Genomic DNA, 18,298 nt, shown 5'->3' on the forward strand with positions numbered 1-18,298 from the left:
CTTTAAATGGAAACCAATTTTCTGAATGTTGCTCTTGCTGATGACGATGAAGATGATAGAATGCTTTTTGAAGAAGCAATCAAACAACTTGCTATTAAAACCCAACTTGCCATATTTAAGGATGGTCAGGAATTAATGGACTTTCTCTTTCATCCAGGCATAGTGCAACCTAATTTGATCTTTTTGGATCTAAATATGCCAATTAAGAACGGGATGCAGTGTTTGCAGGAAATTCGTCAAAATAACGTTTTAAAAGATCTCATCATTGCAATTTATTCTACTTCTTCATCTGAACAGGATATTGAGGAAACTTTTGTTAATGGTGCTAATATTTATATAAATAAACCAGCAAGCTTTGGTAAGCTTAAAGAGGTGATTGAGAAAGTGTTGCAAATAAACTGGCAATACCACACTTCAAACATGAATAGAAACACTTTTATGTTCCGGTTTTAACCTGAGTGAAATACTTTTAAAATATAAAGTTTAGCGAAAATCTTTTGAAAAATTAAGGATGGGCTGTTATAGGAGCAAAGACCATCATTCAATAAATGTCCTCAATTTATTTTTTTTTCAAGCTCTCAAAATAAGATTTTTTAACATTTTACAGATGTTACTTTTCCCTCTTTCCAAAAGTAGGTTTGTTAATTCTTTTAGGATTGTAGTTAAAATCTTTCTTTAACCCGAAATATGCAATAGACATTCTATTACGTGCTGAAATCGCTTTAAAATCAGCCACTTCGTTGCTGTTTTCAATTTCACTATAGCGGTGCTATGCTAAAATCTCCAAACAACCTGATTGTCTTGCGATTGCAACACTTCCCGTAATCACGGGACAGGCTTCACCCCTGACTATTGTCAGGACGGAGAAATCCTATTACATAATCCGGGTTAAATCTTTAGCCAATAAAATCCATTTAACCGTGAATTATCCTTAATTAATCGGGTCAAGCAAGGCCAAACTATTTATAAAACCTGGTATGTATTGTATAATAAGTTGTGCTTTAGCTGTTTATGTAAATTGTTTTAGAAGAATATTGAATAACAATTGTAAATATTTCGCAATTTTTAAGATGAAACGTAAAATTTTGTAACGTAAACCCAAAGTTCTGTAACTTAAGTTGAGTGCCTATAGGTGATATTTGTAAAAGATCTAAGATGATATTTTTTATCTGCGGTCTAATTTGTTTTAAAAGATGGATATTTCAATTACTGCAAGTTTTGATTTTCAGTTTTTTAGAAATGTCAATATTTTATTTTGAATTGGTGCATTGCTTTTTGAAATGAGGATCAATTTATTAATGTTTAACCTTATTTGTAACAACATGACTACGATATCACTTACATCCACGACCATTAAAAACATGTTTGATGAGTTAAATCAAAATTTCAATGGAAATCTTAGCATTGGGGTAAAAGAGCATGTTTTAGATATTGACAATGAATTTGGCAAGGGGCGAATCAGAGGTATTACCTTCAAGAGTGGTATATCGCTACTGGAATTTGATGTAAAATTTTTGCAAGATTTTACCCTACTTGCAGGAACATCAAAAAATCCACCAATTTGTTTTGCCTATTGTTTGAAAGGGAAAGTTTCTCATAGTTTTGGTAGCCAACAAGCCAAAAACACATTGGAAAATTTCCAGACGGGTATTTTAACAAATAGGGCATTTGAAGAAAATCGCCTGAATTTTGAGAAAGATGAACACGTTAAGATCTCTCTTATTGTGGTGAAAACTTCATCAAATCAAAACATCCTGAAGCAACATAATCTAAATTACAGAATTCAGAAATCATTCATAAATGGTGATCGACCAAAAAATTCCATTTATGTGGGTTCGTACAATTTAAAAATAGCCGATAAGATTCAACAGCTAGAGGCAATTCAGCAAAGAGGCATTGTTAGGAGTCTTATGATCGAAGGATTGGTACACATGATTCTTGCTCATGAAATCCAACAACATTCAGATGACCTTAAGAACAGATCTTTTAACAGGGGCAATTTGAACTCAAAAGAAATGGATATTATCCGTAAAATTTCAATAGATATTCAAAATTCTCCTGAGGCACAGCATTGTATTTCAACACTAAGCCGTCTTTCTGGATTAGCACCGGGTAAGTTACAAGAAGGTTTCAAATTAATGCATGGAACTACTGTAAGTGATTATATCCGCGCAGTAAGGGTAGAGAAGGCTGAAGAACTAATAAAGACTTCAGATTTAAATATTTCTGAAGTGGTATACAGTGTTGGTTTTACTAGCAGAAGCTATTTTTCAAAGATATTCAGGCAAAAGTACAACTGTAGTCCAAAAGAATATAAAGTTCATCAACAATTGATGAGTTTATCAGCATAGAAGATTAACCTTAATTGTGTAATTGGCATCGATGTTTGTTTTCAAGAAAATTTTGGATATGACTTTATAAGCAAGCAATTTTTCTATTGCAATTATAGGATATGGCATAAATAAACCAACTATTTTAATTACCACAACCAACCTAAAGCCGTCTATTGAATAGGCGGCTTTTTATAGCTAATTATATGGTGATTAGTTCAAGCGTTGGTGATTGATTAAGCTGACCTGGAAGAAAATAGGAGGAGTGATTCGATTGTGGTGTCTATTTAATATTGAGAATGAATTTGAAAGAGAAAGATATCGCGCTAACTGATTCGAGTGAGAAAATTAACTTAAAAATTTTTCACCAGCTATTGACAGATAAGCTTGTTTTATACGCTAAAGCCAAAGAGGCTGCTCCTAAGCTATTATCCAAAGATGATGGAGACCACTGTTTTTTCAAGCAATATTTTTCATTATTAAATGATGTTTTGACCATTGTAAATGGTCAAATAAGAAAGATCAACTTTAACTATCAAGGGAGTCTTACACAGGGGCTTAAAAGCTCAATTTTAAATGTATTTGATTCTAGCATTAATAGATCAGAATGTTTAATTAGAGGCTTGTTACGAGATCATAACATGATAATTAAATTCATCCGAAAAAACTTAAAACACAATTCTTTCCACCTTAATTCTAATGATTCTTTGGACGCATTAGCTGAAATTCTACAGTTACATATTGAAATGACTTGGATGTTAAGGGATCAGTTAATAAAAATCATCTATTTTAAATAAAATTTAAATTGGCATTTTTGAAATTAAAGTGATTAGGTCTTATTGCTTTTCAATATTCCAGGAGATTTTGCTTTTATTAGCAGCTTCTAAAGCTTCTTTAAGTTCATTTTGGTCATTAAATTTTGTTTGTTTTAAAATAATCTCTTCAATTGAAATTTCAAATTTGTTTTGTTCAAAACACCATGGTTCGACAGTTACAATACCATTGTCTTTTTGATGAAGGAAATAGGTCTTATTATCTATTGACGTATTAATTTCAATTTTTCTTCCGGCATCTGGAATTTCATTTTTGCACAATATCAAAGACAAGCGATCACAGAAAAGTAAAACCTGATAGATTGAGTAAGCTTCGGTCTTAGAGGTGTTATGTTCCTTTAAAATTTTATTTCGAAGTTGCTCCTGATTTTTTAAAAAGTCTTTTAGGCCTTTGCTCTGATCTTTCACACTTCTATACAAATATTCAATGTGGAAAGACACGAGTAAAGTCGTCCATGATGATTTGCTGTTTGCATGGCTCATTATCCGTTTCAACCTTTTTAATATCATTGACGAATTTTGCTTGTCTTCAGTAAAGTCCTTGGGCATACCAATGTCAGACAAGTAATTGTTGTCCTTAAAGTTAAGTTGTAAATCATCGTGTTCTACGATAGCTATTAAAGTTTCAAGCCAAAGTTTTGGTCTGTATTTCCTTTTTAATTGCTGAGCAATTTTACCGGCCAACAAGCCATGGGCTGCTTGTTATATGATGTGATGTCCTTGTGGTGATTTTTTGACTATCATATTTTTTGATTTTTTTCCTAGACTTTCAATTTTCTAACTGCTAGGTTATGACTGGTTTGAATAGGCAAGTGCTGTGCCAAATGCTTAAATAAATCCATAAAAATAGGGCTTAACTGTCCTATTTGGTCTTATTTTTGAAGATTAGCTTTTTATCTAGATTTTGCAAAGGAATTTTCTTTACAACTTTATTCCACTTTGAAAAAGATCTTCGAAGTAAAAGGTTACTTTGTAATGCCAAATTTAAGATAAGACATGAAGACAATAAATAATAGTTTACTTGTTTTGGCTGATGATGATCCAGACGATTGTGAGCTCTTTCAGGAATCAATAACAGCGCTAAATGTTAATGTTAAGACAATTATTTTCGAGGGAGGAGTCCAATTAATGGATTACCTTAAGGATGAAAATGCAGAATTGCCAGACATTCTGTTTTTGGATCTCAATATGCCTTTAAAGAATGGGTTTGAGTGTTTGAAAGAAATCCGAACTAATGTTCGGTTGAAGGATATTTGTGTAATTATTTTTTCAACCTCTTTCAATCCTGCAGATGTAAATAAATCCTATCAACTTGGTGCAAATGCCTATATTCAAAAGCCATTTAGTCACGAAGAAATGAAAAAGATTCTTAAAAATACATTGGATACTGACTGGAATGATCCCTGTTCAGCCCTTGATAGCCATAATTTTGTGATTCAGGCATAATCTTAGTTTGGATCTAACATTAATGATTATTTAGTAGTACTGACCATAGGCAAATGTGATTTAGTTGATAAAAGTGATCTCGTTTGCTTTAATTTCACTTTGAATAAAAGCCTTTTCACAGCTTTTATTCAAAGTGAAATTTATTTTATCTGAATTGATGTTTTTGTGATAGGATATTAAAAATCATCACTGATTTCTAGTAATTATTAATGCACCATATTCAGCAATAGAAAAGGTTAAGGTATGTGCTTGGTTGTCATAATTACAATTTTCTAAAACCTTTAAGGCAGTAATCTCGGTATTAAAGTCATATTCATCGTACCCCGAAAAGCTACTGTTAAAATTGGTCTCCCAGTTAGTTCCCATAGGAACACCTATTTCATATTCATTAAACCTTCTATTCGAAAAATTTAAAATAACTAAAACAGGATTTTCAGGATAAAGGTCATGGGTTCTTAGAAAGGCGAGCATTTTATTTTCCTGATTAAAATGAATGATTTCCAAGCCTTGACCTTGCAATCCTTGCAGGTGATCGTCTTGGCTTAATCGCCTTTTGATTAAGTCTTGGTATAATTTACCAATGCCCTCAAAATGGGAAGCTTTCTCCCAGTCCAAGCCTTGATTGTCATCGAAATACCCATCTTCTAAAAATTCTTGACCTTGAAATAGCATTGGAATTCCAGGAGATGTAAAAATTAATGTTGCACCAAGAATCGAGCGTTTTTTCGCGAATTCTCCATTAGCTGCTCCTAGTTGAATTTCTTCTGGAACTCTTGAATTCCCATTGGCCACTTCGTCATGTGATTCTGTATAAATGATTCTTTCAAAAACATCATCGTTGTATTTAAAAGTCAAAGCATTGACCACCTCTTGCAAATTGCGGTGGTTATCTTCCCCTATAATTAAAATGTTCCTTACTTTATGAACGAAATGAGAATCCCATTGAGCATGGAAATTTAGACCGCCGTAAATTGAATCTTGTGTAACTATGGTATCGGCATTCAAATCTTCAGCGATTAATATTTTTTCTGGGTATTTTGTGCGAATCTCACCGTTAATATCCTGAATCATCTTTTTGGCTTCCAGAATTTCATTCCTTTCATAACCAGTACCTCCTTCGACAAAACGTAGGTAGGAAGTAGCATCCCATCGCAAGCCATCGCAACGATAATCCTCTAACCACATCAGAGCATTGTCTCTAATATACTGTCGAACTTCTGCACGTCCAAAATCTGGTCTTGTATGTCCCCAAGGGGTTTCTGCCCGATAGTCATTATAGAAGTAGATGCCCCCATTTTCATTTTCACCCCATCCATCAAATTGCCATAAATCTGATTCAGTTGATCCAAAGTGGTTATAAACCACATCCATAATTACGGCCATTCCGTATTTGTGGGCAGCATCTACGAAAGAAGCGAAATCCTCTGGAGATCCGTAATCTGTTTCTATAGCAAAAGGAGCTGAAGGGTTATAACCCCAAGATATTCCACCGGCAAACTCTGCTATGGGCATGATTTCAATGGCATTGATTCCCAATTTTTTTAGATAAGGTAGTTTTTCAATAGCACTGATAAATGTTCCCATTCCTTGTTCTCCTGAATTGGTTTTCGGATGGAAAGTACCAATATGCATTTCATAAATAACCAACTGATTGAGGCTTGGTACCTTAAAATTGTCATTGTTCCAATCAAATGCTCTCTTTGCAATCACGGAGTTGCCACTGCTATGTGTCATTTGCCTTGCATAAGGATCATTTTTCAGCATATTATTTCCGTTTGACTGAAGTGAAAATTTATATTCCGCCCCGATTTTAGCGAAAGGAATATGCAAAGACCAATATCCGTTATTTTCTGAGTTCATACGGTCCTTACTTTCATCCCAATTATTAAAATCACCTACCACAGCGACATTTTCAACATTTGGAGCCCAAACACGGAATGTGGTTCCTTTGCTTTGAGATGGTATTGCACCCATCCCATCAAGCAATATTTCATCTTTTTTTATAGTAGCTACTTCCATTGTTTTCAATGTTTTTTGCGTAAAATAAATGCTAATTTTATTTAGGAATAGCTTCAAAAAAATATATTATTAGCTCTAAAATTTATTTTTTATTGCAATTGCCGGTGTCTATTTTTTTTCATTTTAATACTGATAAATTCTTGGCTGTTAAGGTCAATGGCATTTTAAAATCATTCAATTAAGTTCTCTTTCATATCAAGGTAAAATTTTTAAACCCGGATTATGTAATAGGATTTTTTCGCCTGTCCCGTGTTTATGGGAAGGGTTGCAATCGTAAGAAAATCAGTCTGTTTGGAGATTTTAGCATAGCACCGCTATGGTGAAATTGAAAACAGCAACGATGGGGTGTTTTGAAGCTATTTCAGCAAGTAATAGATTGTCTTTTGCCTATTTCGGGTTAAATCAATCAAATGTAATTTACCTCACAAGTGCTTAAATAGGGGGCTTTATTCAAATGCACTGGGAACTTATGTAACCGGCATTGTAACCATCTATTAATGAAGTTGGTCAAACGCTGGAATAGATCGCACTTATGTAAATTTTTACTTTTTTGAGTTAATTTCTGATTCAATATTTGCAAGCTATCGGAGTTATGAGCTTTATCTTTAGATCAAAATAAAAATGATATTTATGAGTAAAGAAAACTTATTTAATAGAGAAGCCATAGACAAGTTAAAAGAATTGGCTGAAGGTATTCAGATAGCCATAATGGAGACAAGCCTTAAGTCTTTACCTTCGCACGCTATACCAATGAGCACTAAGGAAGTTGATGATGAAGGTTGTATCTGGTTTTTAAGCAGTGAAAAAAGTGTACACAATCAAAATATTGATACAGACAATAGTGTTCAATTGATTTATTCCAATCCGAAAGAAATGAAGTTTTTGACCATATTTGGCCAGGCTATTGTTTATAAGGGAAGAGTGATTTTGGAACGTTACTATGAAAAAGCTGACAATGCATGGTTTGATGGAGTAAGTGACCCTGATTTGACAGCAATTAAAGTTATACCAAAAGAAGCACATTATTGGGATACAGAAAATGGTAAGTTTATTAATTTATTGAAGATGGGGATTAGTGCAGTTACAGGAAATAGCCAAGATTTAGGAACTCAGGGCGATTTGAAAATTTCAATTGAAGAGCATTAGCGATAATAATAACACAATATTGATATGGACGAACTTCGGCTGTTTATTGCTGATGATGATAGAGATGATAGGGAAATGTTTATTGAGGGGTTAGCCAAATTCCCTTATGATCATTTTATAAGCCAGTTTGGGAATGGAGTTGAACTAATGAAAAGTCTTAAATCTGATAGCCCTTTACCTGACGCTATTTTTCTTGACTTATATATGCCTTTGCTGAATGGGTTTGATTGTCTAACCGATATTCGAAATATTCCTGAATTTTCTGAAATTGGAATTATAATTTTTTCTACCATCAATGATCAGAATGTAATAGATTTATTGAAGAATAACGGAGCCAATCAATACATCCAAAAGCCCGCTTCTTATACGGATTTAAAAACCTTGTTATTTAAATCTTTGAATTATGTTTTGGATACCAAAACTGATCCAAGTATTAAAAATCAATTTATTATATTGTCCTAAGAATTGTAAAGTGAAAAAACAGCAAAGAGCGAAAAGATGATTGTTTGGTTCTATAAACGTCTTTAAGTATTTCTCTATTTGCCAATACTTTTTTCTCTGTTTTAAAACCCTAAATCAATATGTATTAGTGGGGATCAGGGCTTTTCAAATTCTAAAGAATTCAATTTCCCTACCTGAAAATCTATTATGAAATGATTGTTTTTGTATCCTATTTTAATCATTAAATGTTAAAAGATAATGCGAAATAATTAGTGCCTGGCTTTTATGAATGTAAACAACAGAGATATTGAATCAATCCCTAAATTTCTGCATAATGGCGGAGAGATGGGGTGGATGATAGGCAATAAAGACTGGAAGGATCATCCTTTAGGAATTCCCGAAAATTGGCCCTTGTCATTAAGATTGGCTGTAAGCAGTATGCTGAAAACAGCATTTCCTAATTTTATTCTTTGGGGTGAAGAGCATTATTGTTTTTACAATGATGCTTATCGCCCTAGTTTGGGAAAGGATGGAAAACATCCAATTATCTTAGGTCAGCGATTTGAAGAGGCCTTCCCTGAATTGGTGCATACTTTATTAAAAGAAATCAAGAACGTCTGGCACACAGGTGATCCAACTTGGCATGAAAATCAGCTTGTTTCCATTTTCAGAAATGGAAGGATGGAAGATGTTTATTGGACTTTTAGTTATAGTGTGCTTATAGGAGATAATGAAGAGACGGAGGGGATTTTAATTACATGCATAGAAACAACCGATGCTGTGAATAATTTAAAACAGCTCCAAGAAAGTGAAAGTCAACTTGCATTTGCTATTGATGCTGCGGAATTAGGCGCCTGGGATTTTAATCCATTAATGGATACATTTAAAGGGAATGACCGATTAATGGAGTGGCTGGGGATTCCAAAGGTTAAGGCCGTTAATTTGGAAAATGCACTAAAGGCAATTGTTCCAGAGGATATCGATAGGGTTTTAGGTTCCATAAAAAAAGCCTTGATAGGTCTAAATAATGGTAAATTTTCAGATACTTTTTCCATAAGGAATGATATGACTAATAAAGTTAGAATTGTTCGTGCAAAAGGGAGAGTCCGATTTAATAATGCTCAGGAGCCTGTACACTTTAATGGTACTTTGCAGGATGTGTCTGAGCAAGTTCGCTATGAAAAAAAGTTAAAGCTCGCCAATGCCCAAATAAAAAAACAAGAGCAGCATTTTAGAGATATTGTTTTCAAAGCACCTGTGGGAATAGCCATTTTTAAAGGGCGGGATTTGGTTAATATAATGGCAAACAATGCAATGTTAAAATTTGTAGATAGGGATGCCAATAATTTTGTAGGTAAAAAACTTTTTGAAGCAATGCCCGAAGTTAGAGGCACTGTCTCTCATTTGTTTGAAGAGGTTTTCAATAAACAAAAACCTACCCGTGGTACTGAATTTCAGGTATCTATAAAAAGAGATGGAGAAATTGAAAATACTTATTTCAATTTTATTATTCAGCCGATTACATTTTTTGCTGGAGAAGTTGTCGAAGTAATGTTAGTAACCAATGAGGTTACTGATTTTGTTGAAGCAAAAAATGCATTGGCTGAAAATGAAAGTCAGTTTAGAAAACACATGCAGCATTCCCCAATTGCCATGGCCATTTTAAGGGGGAAAGAATTGAAAATTGAAATGGCGAATAATCGGATGCTAAGCCATCTGTGGAATAGAGAGTGGGAGGAGGTCGAAGGAAAGCGATTGGTGGAAGTTTTTCCAGAATTAACATATCAGAAGTATTTGGATGAGCTTCAATATGTGTTGAGTACAGGAAATGGGGTGAAAAGCAATGCCTCTAAAGCTGTCATTAACTCAGGTGGTATAGAGAAAGAATTCTTTTTGGATTACCATTACCTACCCTTGTCTGAAATTGATGGAACTATTTCAGGAGTGATTGTTACAGCTACTGATGTTACAGATCAAGTCTTGTCCAGAAAAAGGCTTGAAAACTTCACAAAGGAATTGGAAAGTCAGGTAGATTTAAGAACAAAACTCCTGCTTGAGTCAAATGACAAATTGCAGGATTCTGTTGCTAAACTTGAAATTGCAAATGAAGAGCTACAATCGTTTGCTTATGTGTCGAGTCATGATCTTCAGGAACCATTGCGGAAAATACAAATGTATACTTCTGTAATCATGGAAAATGAGGTGGAGAGGCTTACTGATAAAGGGAAAAATCATTTTGATAAAATTTCATTTGCTGCCAGTAGAATGCGGATCCTTATTGATGATTTGCTAACCTTTTCTCGTTCTAATGATGATATTACTAAATATGAATCCATTGATTTAAATGATGTTTTAGCACAAGTCCTTGAAGAATCCAATAGTATAATTGAGCAATCTAATGCTAAGGTAACTGTTGAAAGGCTTCCTGAAATTGAAGCCATTTTGTTTCAGATGCGTCAAGTTTTTTCAAACCTATTAAATAATGCCATTAAATTCTCAAGGAAAAATGTGGCTCCTGAAATTAGAATTAGGGCGTCGGAAGTTGTCTCAAATCAATTGTCCAAATTAAATTTAAATCAGAATAAAAAATACTTTGCCATTCAGGTCGAAGATAATGGGATTGGCTTACCCAAAGGTACAGAAGGAAAAATATTTGAAGTTTTTCAAAGGTTACACGGTAAACACGAATATGAGGGCACAGGCATTGGCTTGGCTATTGTGAAAAAGATTATCAGTAATCATAAGGGAATGGTTACAACTAAAAGTGAGGAAGGGATAGGAACTACCTTTACTGTTATCCTGCCAGAAAAACATTCCTAACCATTTGCGCACTTTCAAAATCAGATTGTATTTTTTTAATTGGTTTAATAGCAAACATTTCCTTCTTTCTTTCTTGCCAGTTCTCTTAACCCTTATAATTAAAAATAACTTGATTGGTTCTAAATGAGCTGTGTTGGTTCAAGTTTGTTGTTTGTTATGGATTTTATTTTAAATTAACTATAAAGCATTTTTTTATAAGTCAATAAAGTATTTTTTGAAGTTAATAGTTAAGGGTTTTTACGTTTAAATTTAAGCCTTTATTAATTTCAAAAACAAAACAAGATGGATAGGGAAAATAATAAACTGAACATTCAACTTTCTGAGATTTTAGAAAAAAATAAGGATGCGGAGAAAGGATATGCAACGGCTGCCGCAAATACAAAAAACCCTGAACTAAGAAGCTTTTTCCTAAAAAGGTCAAATGAACGCAGGGATTTTAATTTAAGATTGAAAAGGGAATTGGCAGCCAATTTTGATGAAATGAATACAGAAGGTAGTTTTACTGGTTCCATTCATCGTGCATGGATGGATGCGAAATCATTTATAGCAGGAAACAATGATGCTGAAATGCTTGAGGAGGCTATCCGAGGGGATAAGGCTGCTTTAGAAGAATATGAAGAATTATTGGAAGTCCAACATTTACCAATAATGTTAGATCAAATAATTCAGAATCATGCCATTAAAATCAGAACGGATCTGGAACAAATAAAATCACTGAAAGATATAGTGGAATAATTTGGGAAATATACGGGAACATAAAAAAACAGGCACATTCAGAACTAAGGGTATGTCTGTTTTTTTATGTTATACTCCGACTATTGAGCTCGAAAATCTAAAGCAGATCAAAGTAGTGAAACTCCAAGGCCATTTGTTCAAGTTAGCTCGCTTTATATAATAGTGACCAATTGGCATGGTTGATTACAACGGTGAGAAAGTAGATTTAGCAATAGGGAGTTTTGATTATGCGATGGTTTATTTTTGGTTTACCGTAGGTACTGAAGTATTGGGCTATTTCAAGTTGGGGGAAATTAGTTTTTTCTTACTTGATCAATGAGGCGAATAAAACTTAGACCCTATCCACATCTTTCATTAGCCATAAATCAATTGGTTGATCCTCCTGAGAATGAAGAACTGAGATATCACCCGTAGTTTCGAAAATAACCGCCCTTACTTGAGATAATTGTGTTACGTTTGCTTCACGAAGTTTTGAGCGAAGATCACTTTCAGAGACCCTCGCTTTTCTTAAATTATAGTCCAATATTTTTTCACCATCCATTAACAATAGCGGCGTGTTGTCTACAATGTTTTCTATAAACTTATTTCTTCTAGCCAGGGCTATTGAAATTTGTAAAAAATAGACAATCACTAAACCGAATACCCCTTCAGTTAAATTAACTGTTGAAGAAAGGATGGTTGTGGCTATAATGGAGCCCACAGCTACTGTCATTGCAAAATCAAAACTCGACATTTTTGAAAAGCTTCGCTTACCGCTAATTCTAGTAAGTAATATAACAGAAATATAGATGCCTAAAGCAGTTATTGCCATTAAGGCAATTGAGGTCCAGGTGGTTGTAAACAAGCTTTCCATTTTTTGTTTGGTTAGAATATTATAATTTATATAACCCAAGTCCTACTTTAAGGTTGGTGTCTGGTATCGTAATAATATCAAATAAGCATTTAAAATCTTATTGCTTAGTGCTTTTGACCCTTTCTAAAAATAACTTTAAAAGCACTACATATGGGGCTAACTTACTGAAAAGGGAATGTACCGCCATTGGCTTTTTGAGGTATTGATACCTCTAATCTGCATGAATCTTAAATACACCAGGACCTTAGTAGGACCGTATACTCCAATTTTACCACGCCTAAGAAGTAGGCTCAATTGGATTTTTAAAACTTTAGACTAATTGAGATTACTTCCCATCAGTTTCAATGCAAAATATACGATTTGGGCTTAACTAATTGAAAAAGAAAAGTATGCCATTACATAAATTGGTTATAAGGCAATGGTAGCAGGAAAGTTAAGTTTTTTATTGCCCTGTTGATTCTCTTAGGCCTAATAGTTTTCCAAATCGCTTCAAATTCTTTTAAAATTTGAAAATAGTGACCCAAAAACCATACCAGTAAAGATAAAACACATTACTTTAGCCACATCTTCTGCACCTTCGGCTAAACCTCCAAAACCATACATTGCTGCAAGAATTGCCGATAGAAAGAATATGATTGTCCATTTAAGCATATCTAAATTGTTTGTTTTAAATCTGGTACAAGATACCTAGTTCTTAATTTTTGAATGAACTCAAAAAATTAATTGTTTGTCTTATTCAAGTAAATTGGAACCGAGGTATAAAATTGGTGGTTGGAAATAATATTATTTATTTCCTTTAGCCCTTAGGTTTAAGGAAGATAGTGAGGATTAAAAAAATACATTTTACATTAATTAAATCATTTTAAACATATACTACATGGCTTCAGGTTTTTTTGCATTATTGGATGACATAGCTATGCTTATGGATGATGTGGCTACAATGAGTAAAGTGGCAGCTAAAAAAACGGCGGGTATATTAGGAGATGACCTAGCCGTAAATGCTGAGAAATCATCAGGTTTTATCGCATCTCGTGAAATTCCAGTATTATGGGCCATTACAAAAGGTTCTTTTGTTAATAAATTAATCATTTTGCCGGCTGCATTTTTGCTAAGTGCATTCTTACCTAAGGTAATTACCATTGTATTACTATTGGGCGGTCTTTATTTGGCCTACGAAGGAGCTGAGAAAGTATATGAATTCTTCGCTGGACATAAGCACCATAAACCTGAACTATTGAGTCAAAAATTAACTGAAGAAGAAATTTTAGCCTCAGAAAATGATAAAATAAAATCTGCCATTTTCACGGACTTTATTTTATCGGTGGAGATTGTAATTATTGCTTTAGGGACAGTAATTCAAGAAGTAATTTGGGTTCAGATTTTGGTGGTTTCTTTTATTGCAGTATTAGCTACTGCAGGTGTTTATGGAATTGTAGCAGTAATAATTAGGATGGATGACTTCGGTTACAAATTGATCTCCTACAATGAGGAGGAGAAAAGCCTTTCTGATTTTTTCGGAAAGCTATTGGTGAAAGCATTACCTCTTGTAATAAAAAGTTTGTCAGTGATAGGTACCATTGCCTTGCTTTTGGTAGCCGGAGGTATTTTTGTACACAATATTGATTTCTTTCACCATTTGATACCTGCGCTACCCTCTATACTTCAGGAGTTTATTATAGGATTGATTGTAGGAGCAGTAATTCTCCCTTTTGTGGTTTTATTAAAGTGGTTATGGAATCGTTTTTTTAAATGATATAATACGGTTTGTTCATGGTTTTGGCTTAATAAGATTTTATAATTTCAGAAGAGTAATATTTACTAAAATCACTTTTCGGAGGAGGCTTTTTCAATAATCTTTAGGGCGAGTTTTTCGCTATTAGATAAGTTATAGAGGCTCTTTGTTGGTTTGAAGGGATTAGGATTAGGCAGGGTTTGTTGATCAATTTCATTAAAAATAGCCGGGTGTACGTAATAGTTTTTACAAACCGTAGGAGTGTTGCCCAATTCTGAAGCCACCATTTTTATAAGGATATTGCTAAATTTTTTGCGCTTTGATTTTTTAAGTTCTTTCCATGCTTTAGGGTAATATTCTACAGCTAACCTGCAGGCTGCCCAAGTACGAAAGTATTTACTAGAATACTCTTCGCCCATATTTTCATTAATAAACTGATTTACTTCATCACTGTCTACAGCTTGGAAATTTCCGGATTCATCCTGGTAACGAAATATTTCATACCCAGGAAGCTCTGCTGAATCCTTTATTAATTTAATTAGTTCAGCATCGTCTATCAACACTTTACGTTCAATTTTACTTTTTCCAGTATAATGAAATACAAGCCCATCACCTTCGATTTTCATGTGCTTTCTTCGCAAGGTCGTCAACCCAATGGTTTCATTACTGGCTTGATAGTATTTATTTCCAATTCGGATTCCATATTCATCCAGGATCAATACCATCAGTCCAAGTACTTTTGTTTTATTCCATTCCTTTGCTTTTAAAGCTTTATAGGCCTTTTTACGGATTCTAGGTAATGCCATTGCAAAACTGGACATTTTATTGAATTTCTCTTCTTGGCATTTTTGTTCATAGATAGAATGGTAGATGTATTGCTTTCTGCCTTTTTTGTCTCTTCCAGTAGCTTGTATGTGCCCATCCTCAAAGCGACAAATCCTTACTTCTTCCCACATGGGAGGGATAACAAGGTTTTTTAGCCGTTTTAATTTCTTTTTATCCTTAATAACTTTCCCATTTTCATCAATGAATCTGAATCCCCGAGCCCATTTCTTTCTAAAAATGCAGAGCGCTGAATCATCTATTTCTCTGATTGTATCCATTGTACTTATAATTTCGCCTTTTGGAACTGTTTTTAACCCGGATTTTGTAATAGGAGTCGTGATGAGTGTTGCAATCGCAAGAAAATCAGGCTGTTTGGAGATTTTAGCATAGCACCGCTATGGTGAAATTGAAAACAGCAACGAAGTGGCTGAATTTGAAGCGATTTCAGCACCTAATAGATTGTCTATTGCATATTTCGGGTTTAATTGACCAATAAGAATTTTTTGTATTCTTAAATAGAAACTTGCTATTCAAGATTATGTTTATAGATAAAACTCATTTTTAACTCACCAAACCCTTGTTATTTCTTTTCAGTAAAATAGAAAGGAGAGTAAAATATTAATTTTAAATTAAATAAAGCTGGTGAAATTGACTTTGTTAAACACTATGAAATTCAAAATTAATAGTAAGCTTTTAAAGTTTAAATGCTGTGTTTTTTAGAATAATTAAAGGCTTATATTATTTAAAACCAATCTTGTAATTTGATTGAGGTAATATATAAATCTTTTGAGCTATATTTTTTCTTATTGTCCTATTAGATTTGATTTCTTTAACCCTTTAAAAATCTTATCATGAAAAATAAGGAACATAAAACAGCAAAAGAAGACCAACTAGAAAAGTTTACAATAGACCCTAAAGACCAAGCGCTTACTACCAGGCAAGGTGTAAAGGTCAATGATACCAATAACTCACTAAAAGCCGGCGTCAGGGGGTCGACACTTTTGGAGGATTTTATCATTAGAGAAAAGATTACCAGTTTTGACCACGAAAGGATTCCAGAACGAATTGTACATGCCAGAGGGAGTGGGGCGCATGGGTATTTTGAGTTGTATGACAGCATTAGCCAATATTCCAAAGCAGGAATATTTACAGATACAAATAGAAAAACGCCTGTTTTTGTAAGGTTTTCAACTGTTGCCGGTTCCAAAGGATCAACTGATCTTGCAAGAGATGTTCGTGGTTTTGCCGTGAAATTTTATACAGAAGAGGGAACATGGGATTTGGTGGGCAATAACATGCCGATCTTCTTTATTCAGGACGCCATGAAATTTCCTGATCTTATTCACGCAGTGAAGCCAGAGCCCAACAAAGAAATACCTCAAGCGGCTTCGGCCCATGATACTTTTTATGACTTCATATCGCTTACGCCGGAAACCTTACACAATCAGATTTGGGTAATGAGTGATAGGGCCATTCCTAGAAGTCTAAGGATGATGGAAGGGTTTGGAATTCATACTTACCGCCTTGTCAATGAAAAAGGAGAAGCACATTTCGTGAAATTTCACTGGAAACCATTATTAGGAGTGCACTCGGTTACCTGGGATGAGGCAACAAAGATAAGTGGAGCAGATTCTGATTTTCACAGAAGAGACCTTTGGGACGCAATCGAATCCGGCCAATTTCCAGAATGGGAGCTTGGGGTTCAAATCGTACCAGAGGCAGACGAACATAAATATGACTTCGACCTATTAGATGCTACCAAATTGATTCCCGAAGAGATGGTTCCTGTAAAGATTATCGGCAAGATGACTTTGAATAGGAACCCGGAGAATTTTTTCGCAGAAACAGAACAGGTGGCATTCTTGCCTGGAAATATTGTGCCTGGAATTGATTTTACCAATGACCCTTTACTTCAGGGTCGATTGTTTTCTTATCGTGATACACAGCTTTCCAGATTAGGAAGCCCAAATTTCCATCAAATACCCATCAATCAGCCTTTAGCCAAGTCGCACCATAACCAACGTGATGGACACATGCAGACCGAAATACCTAAAGGCCAAACTGCTTACTTTCCTAATACACTTGGAGGAGGATGCCCTCATCTTTCTAAAATAGCAGAAGGAGCTTTTTCTTCTTATGAGGAAAGAATTGATGGAAAAAAAATAAGAGCGAGAAGTGAAAGTTTCAATGATTTCTTTTCTCAGCCAGCTCTCTTTTACAGAAGTTTAGCAGATTGGGAAAAAAAGCATGTGGCCAATGCATATTCCTTTGAATTAGGGAAATGTAACCACAAACACATTCAAGAAAGGATGCTATGGATGATTGCACAAATTGATAATGGATTGGCAGAGGAAGTGGCAGGTAATTTAGGATTAAGTGTTCCTGAAAAAATAGATCAACCCATTAATCAAGCCATAGGTGCAGATGCAAACGTGGTCGATTACCAGCCTGGTCCTAAAAAGAATTACCTTGATAAATCTGCTGCATTAAGCCAATCAAATACCAAATTTGACAGCATAGCAACACGCAAAGTAGCTTTGTTGGCTGGAGATGGGTTCAATATGGAGGATTTTAAAGCAATGAAAACGGCATTGGAAGCTGAAAATGCTATACTGAGTATAGTTGCTCCACATGGTGGTACTATTAAGTGTGATTCTGATATGGATCATCCTGTAGATGCAAGCATCAACACCACTGAAAGTGTTTTGTATGATGCACTGTACATACCCGGAGGACAGTCGTCTGTAGCTTCATTGTTGAAAAATGCCAAGTTCAAAAAGTTTATTAATGAAGCTTTAAAACATTGCAAAGCCATTGCTGCGGACAATGAAGGAGAACATCTTCTGGACGAAACATATGTGAAGGATTTTAAAGAAGATAAAGCAATATTGATTAATGCTGAACCTGAAGCTTTTATTAAAGCGATTGCTCAGCATAGAAATTGGGACCGAATGAAAAAAACGGAAGGAATTCCTGTTTAGTTTGTTTGAAATTTAGGTTGTTATAATGGCAAAGTTTCCTAATAAGGATTTGCAATTGAATTTAAATTGTTGATGCTTATTTAGGAAATTTTGCCCTTCCTAATGGTTTGTATGGTTTTGAATTAATTTAAAAATGA

General features: G+C 34.4%; 15 protein-coding genes and 1 pseudogene. 11 read left to right on the forward strand and 5 right to left on the reverse strand.

What is annotated here, in order from left to right:
* Nucleotides 1-6: 6 nt before the first annotated feature.
* The 3 genes from AC13EX_RS22405 (at nucleotide 7) to AC13EX_RS22415 (ending at nucleotide 3,127) form a co-directional block, all read left to right on the forward strand.
* Entirely contained in the window at nucleotides 7-453 is a 447-nt protein-coding gene (locus AC13EX_RS22405; RefSeq protein ID WP_048644173.1) for a response regulator, read from the forward strand.
* A gap of 869 nt (nucleotides 454-1,322) precedes the next feature.
* On the forward strand, nucleotides 1,323-2,351 hold the full coding sequence (locus AC13EX_RS22410; RefSeq protein WP_482894422.1) for a helix-turn-helix domain-containing protein: 1,029 nt from the start codon (nucleotides 1,323-1,325) through the stop codon (nucleotides 2,349-2,351).
* 284 nt (nucleotides 2,352-2,635) lie between these two features.
* A complete protein-coding gene (locus AC13EX_RS22415; protein WP_482894423.1) occupies nucleotides 2,636-3,127 on the forward strand; it encodes a hypothetical protein in 492 nt (163 codons plus the stop codon).
* A gap of 39 nt (nucleotides 3,128-3,166) precedes the next feature.
* On the opposite strand, the pseudogene AC13EX_RS22420 reads toward AC13EX_RS22415, so the two are convergent.
* Nucleotides 3,167-3,853 (reverse strand): annotated as a pseudogene (locus AC13EX_RS22420) (DUF3891 family protein); the annotation flags it as partial.
* 306 nt (nucleotides 3,854-4,159) lie between these two features.
* Between AC13EX_RS22420 and AC13EX_RS22425 the strand changes: the two are divergent.
* The gene (locus tag AC13EX_RS22425; RefSeq protein WP_048644170.1) at nucleotides 4,160-4,609 is read left to right on the forward strand and encodes a response regulator; all 450 of its coding nucleotides are present in this window, start codon (nucleotides 4,160-4,162) and stop codon (nucleotides 4,607-4,609) included.
* A gap of 186 nt (nucleotides 4,610-4,795) precedes the next feature.
* On the opposite strand, the gene AC13EX_RS22430 is transcribed toward AC13EX_RS22425, so the two are convergent.
* Nucleotides 4,796-6,628, reverse strand: coding sequence for an alpha-amylase family glycosyl hydrolase (locus AC13EX_RS22430; protein WP_482894424.1), 1,833 nt, complete (start codon nucleotides 6,626-6,628; stop codon nucleotides 4,796-4,798).
* A 630-nt stretch (nucleotides 6,629-7,258) separates the two neighbouring features.
* Between AC13EX_RS22430 and AC13EX_RS22435 the strand changes: the two genes are divergently transcribed.
* The 5 genes from AC13EX_RS22435 to AC13EX_RS22455 all read left to right on the forward strand — a co-directional run bounded on the left by AC13EX_RS22435 (nucleotide 7,259) and on the right by AC13EX_RS22455 (nucleotide 12,089).
* Nucleotides 7,259-7,774, forward strand: coding sequence for a pyridoxamine 5'-phosphate oxidase family protein (locus tag AC13EX_RS22435; RefSeq protein ID WP_482894425.1), 516 nt, complete (start codon nucleotides 7,259-7,261; stop codon nucleotides 7,772-7,774).
* A 24-nt stretch (nucleotides 7,775-7,798) separates the two neighbouring features.
* A complete protein-coding gene (locus AC13EX_RS22440) occupies nucleotides 7,799-8,236 on the forward strand; it encodes a response regulator (protein ID WP_048644167.1) in 438 nt (145 codons plus the stop codon).
* A gap of 264 nt (nucleotides 8,237-8,500) precedes the next feature.
* Nucleotides 8,501-11,035, forward strand: a complete 2,535-nt coding sequence (locus AC13EX_RS22445; protein ID WP_482894426.1) for an ATP-binding protein — start codon at nucleotides 8,501-8,503, stop codon at nucleotides 11,033-11,035.
* Nucleotides 11,036-11,317: 282 nt separating this feature from the next.
* Nucleotides 11,318-11,770 (forward strand): ferritin-like domain-containing protein, encoded by a 453-nt coding sequence (locus tag AC13EX_RS22450; RefSeq protein WP_048644165.1) that lies wholly within the window; start codon nucleotides 11,318-11,320, stop codon nucleotides 11,768-11,770.
* Between the two features lie 175 nt (nucleotides 11,771-11,945).
* Complete coding sequence (locus AC13EX_RS22455) at nucleotides 11,946-12,089, forward strand: hypothetical protein (RefSeq protein WP_157470585.1); 144 nt, start codon at nucleotides 11,946-11,948, stop codon at nucleotides 12,087-12,089.
* Nucleotides 12,090-12,101: 12 nt separating this feature from the next.
* Here AC13EX_RS22455 and AC13EX_RS22460 read toward each other — a convergent pair whose 3' ends face one another.
* Both AC13EX_RS22460 and AC13EX_RS22465 read right to left on the reverse strand, forming a co-directional pair.
* Complete coding sequence (locus tag AC13EX_RS22460) at nucleotides 12,102-12,623, reverse strand: DUF421 domain-containing protein (protein WP_339717188.1); 522 nt, start codon at nucleotides 12,621-12,623, stop codon at nucleotides 12,102-12,104.
* 489 nt (nucleotides 12,624-13,112) lie between these two features.
* The gene (locus AC13EX_RS22465) at nucleotides 13,113-13,274 is read right to left on the reverse strand and encodes a DUF1328 domain-containing protein (RefSeq protein ID WP_048644163.1); all 162 of its coding nucleotides are present in this window, start codon (nucleotides 13,272-13,274) and stop codon (nucleotides 13,113-13,115) included.
* A gap of 226 nt (nucleotides 13,275-13,500) precedes the next feature.
* Between AC13EX_RS22465 and AC13EX_RS22470 the strand changes: the two genes are divergently transcribed.
* The gene (locus AC13EX_RS22470) at nucleotides 13,501-14,376 is read left to right on the forward strand and encodes a DUF808 domain-containing protein (RefSeq protein ID WP_482894427.1); all 876 of its coding nucleotides are present in this window, start codon (nucleotides 13,501-13,503) and stop codon (nucleotides 14,374-14,376) included.
* A gap of 71 nt (nucleotides 14,377-14,447) precedes the next feature.
* On the opposite strand, the gene AC13EX_RS22475 is transcribed toward AC13EX_RS22470, so the two are convergent.
* The gene (locus AC13EX_RS22475; RefSeq protein ID WP_482894428.1) at nucleotides 14,448-15,458 is read right to left on the reverse strand and encodes a DNA topoisomerase IB; all 1,011 of its coding nucleotides are present in this window, start codon (nucleotides 15,456-15,458) and stop codon (nucleotides 14,448-14,450) included.
* 573 nt (nucleotides 15,459-16,031) lie between these two features.
* On the opposite strand from AC13EX_RS22475, the gene AC13EX_RS22480 reads away from it, so the two are divergent.
* On the forward strand, nucleotides 16,032-18,161 hold the full coding sequence (locus AC13EX_RS22480; RefSeq protein WP_482894429.1) for a catalase: 2,130 nt from the start codon (nucleotides 16,032-16,034) through the stop codon (nucleotides 18,159-18,161).
* Nucleotides 18,162-18,298: the final 137 nt, after the last annotated feature.

Source organism: Cyclobacterium sp. L-R (assembly GCF_056859355.1).

Excerpts from the sequence above, each read along its gene's own strand:
- AC13EX_RS22435 (WP_482894425.1), top strand. The coding sequence starts at position 7,259 with ATGAGTAAAGAAAACTTATTTAATAGAGAAGCCATAGACAAGTTAAAA.
- AC13EX_RS22405 (WP_048644173.1), top strand. The coding sequence starts at position 7 with ATGGAAACCAATTTTCTGAATGTTGCTCTTGCTGATGACGATGAAGAT.
- AC13EX_RS22475 (WP_482894428.1), bottom strand. The coding sequence starts at position 15,458 with ATGGATACAATCAGAGAAATAGATGATTCAGCGCTCTGCATTTTTAGA.
- AC13EX_RS22460 (WP_339717188.1), bottom strand. The coding sequence starts at position 12,623 with ATGGAAAGCTTGTTTACAACCACCTGGACCTCAATTGCCTTAATGGCA.
- AC13EX_RS22440 (WP_048644167.1), top strand. The coding sequence starts at position 7,799 with ATGGACGAACTTCGGCTGTTTATTGCTGATGATGATAGAGATGATAGG.
- AC13EX_RS22450 (WP_048644165.1), top strand. The coding sequence starts at position 11,318 with ATGGATAGGGAAAATAATAAACTGAACATTCAACTTTCTGAGATTTTA.
- AC13EX_RS22465 (WP_048644163.1), bottom strand. The coding sequence starts at position 13,274 with ATGCTTAAATGGACAATCATATTCTTTCTATCGGCAATTCTTGCAGCA.
- AC13EX_RS22410 (WP_482894422.1), top strand. The coding sequence starts at position 1,323 with ATGACTACGATATCACTTACATCCACGACCATTAAAAACATGTTTGAT.
- AC13EX_RS22445 (WP_482894426.1), top strand. The coding sequence starts at position 8,501 with ATGAATGTAAACAACAGAGATATTGAATCAATCCCTAAATTTCTGCAT.
- AC13EX_RS22455 (WP_157470585.1), top strand. The coding sequence starts at position 11,946 with ATGGTTGATTACAACGGTGAGAAAGTAGATTTAGCAATAGGGAGTTTT.
- AC13EX_RS22425 (WP_048644170.1), top strand. The coding sequence starts at position 4,160 with ATGAAGACAATAAATAATAGTTTACTTGTTTTGGCTGATGATGATCCA.
- AC13EX_RS22430 (WP_482894424.1), bottom strand. The coding sequence starts at position 6,628 with ATGGAAGTAGCTACTATAAAAAAAGATGAAATATTGCTTGATGGGATG.
- AC13EX_RS22470 (WP_482894427.1), top strand. The coding sequence starts at position 13,501 with ATGGCTTCAGGTTTTTTTGCATTATTGGATGACATAGCTATGCTTATG.
- AC13EX_RS22480 (WP_482894429.1), top strand. The coding sequence starts at position 16,032 with ATGAAAAATAAGGAACATAAAACAGCAAAAGAAGACCAACTAGAAAAG.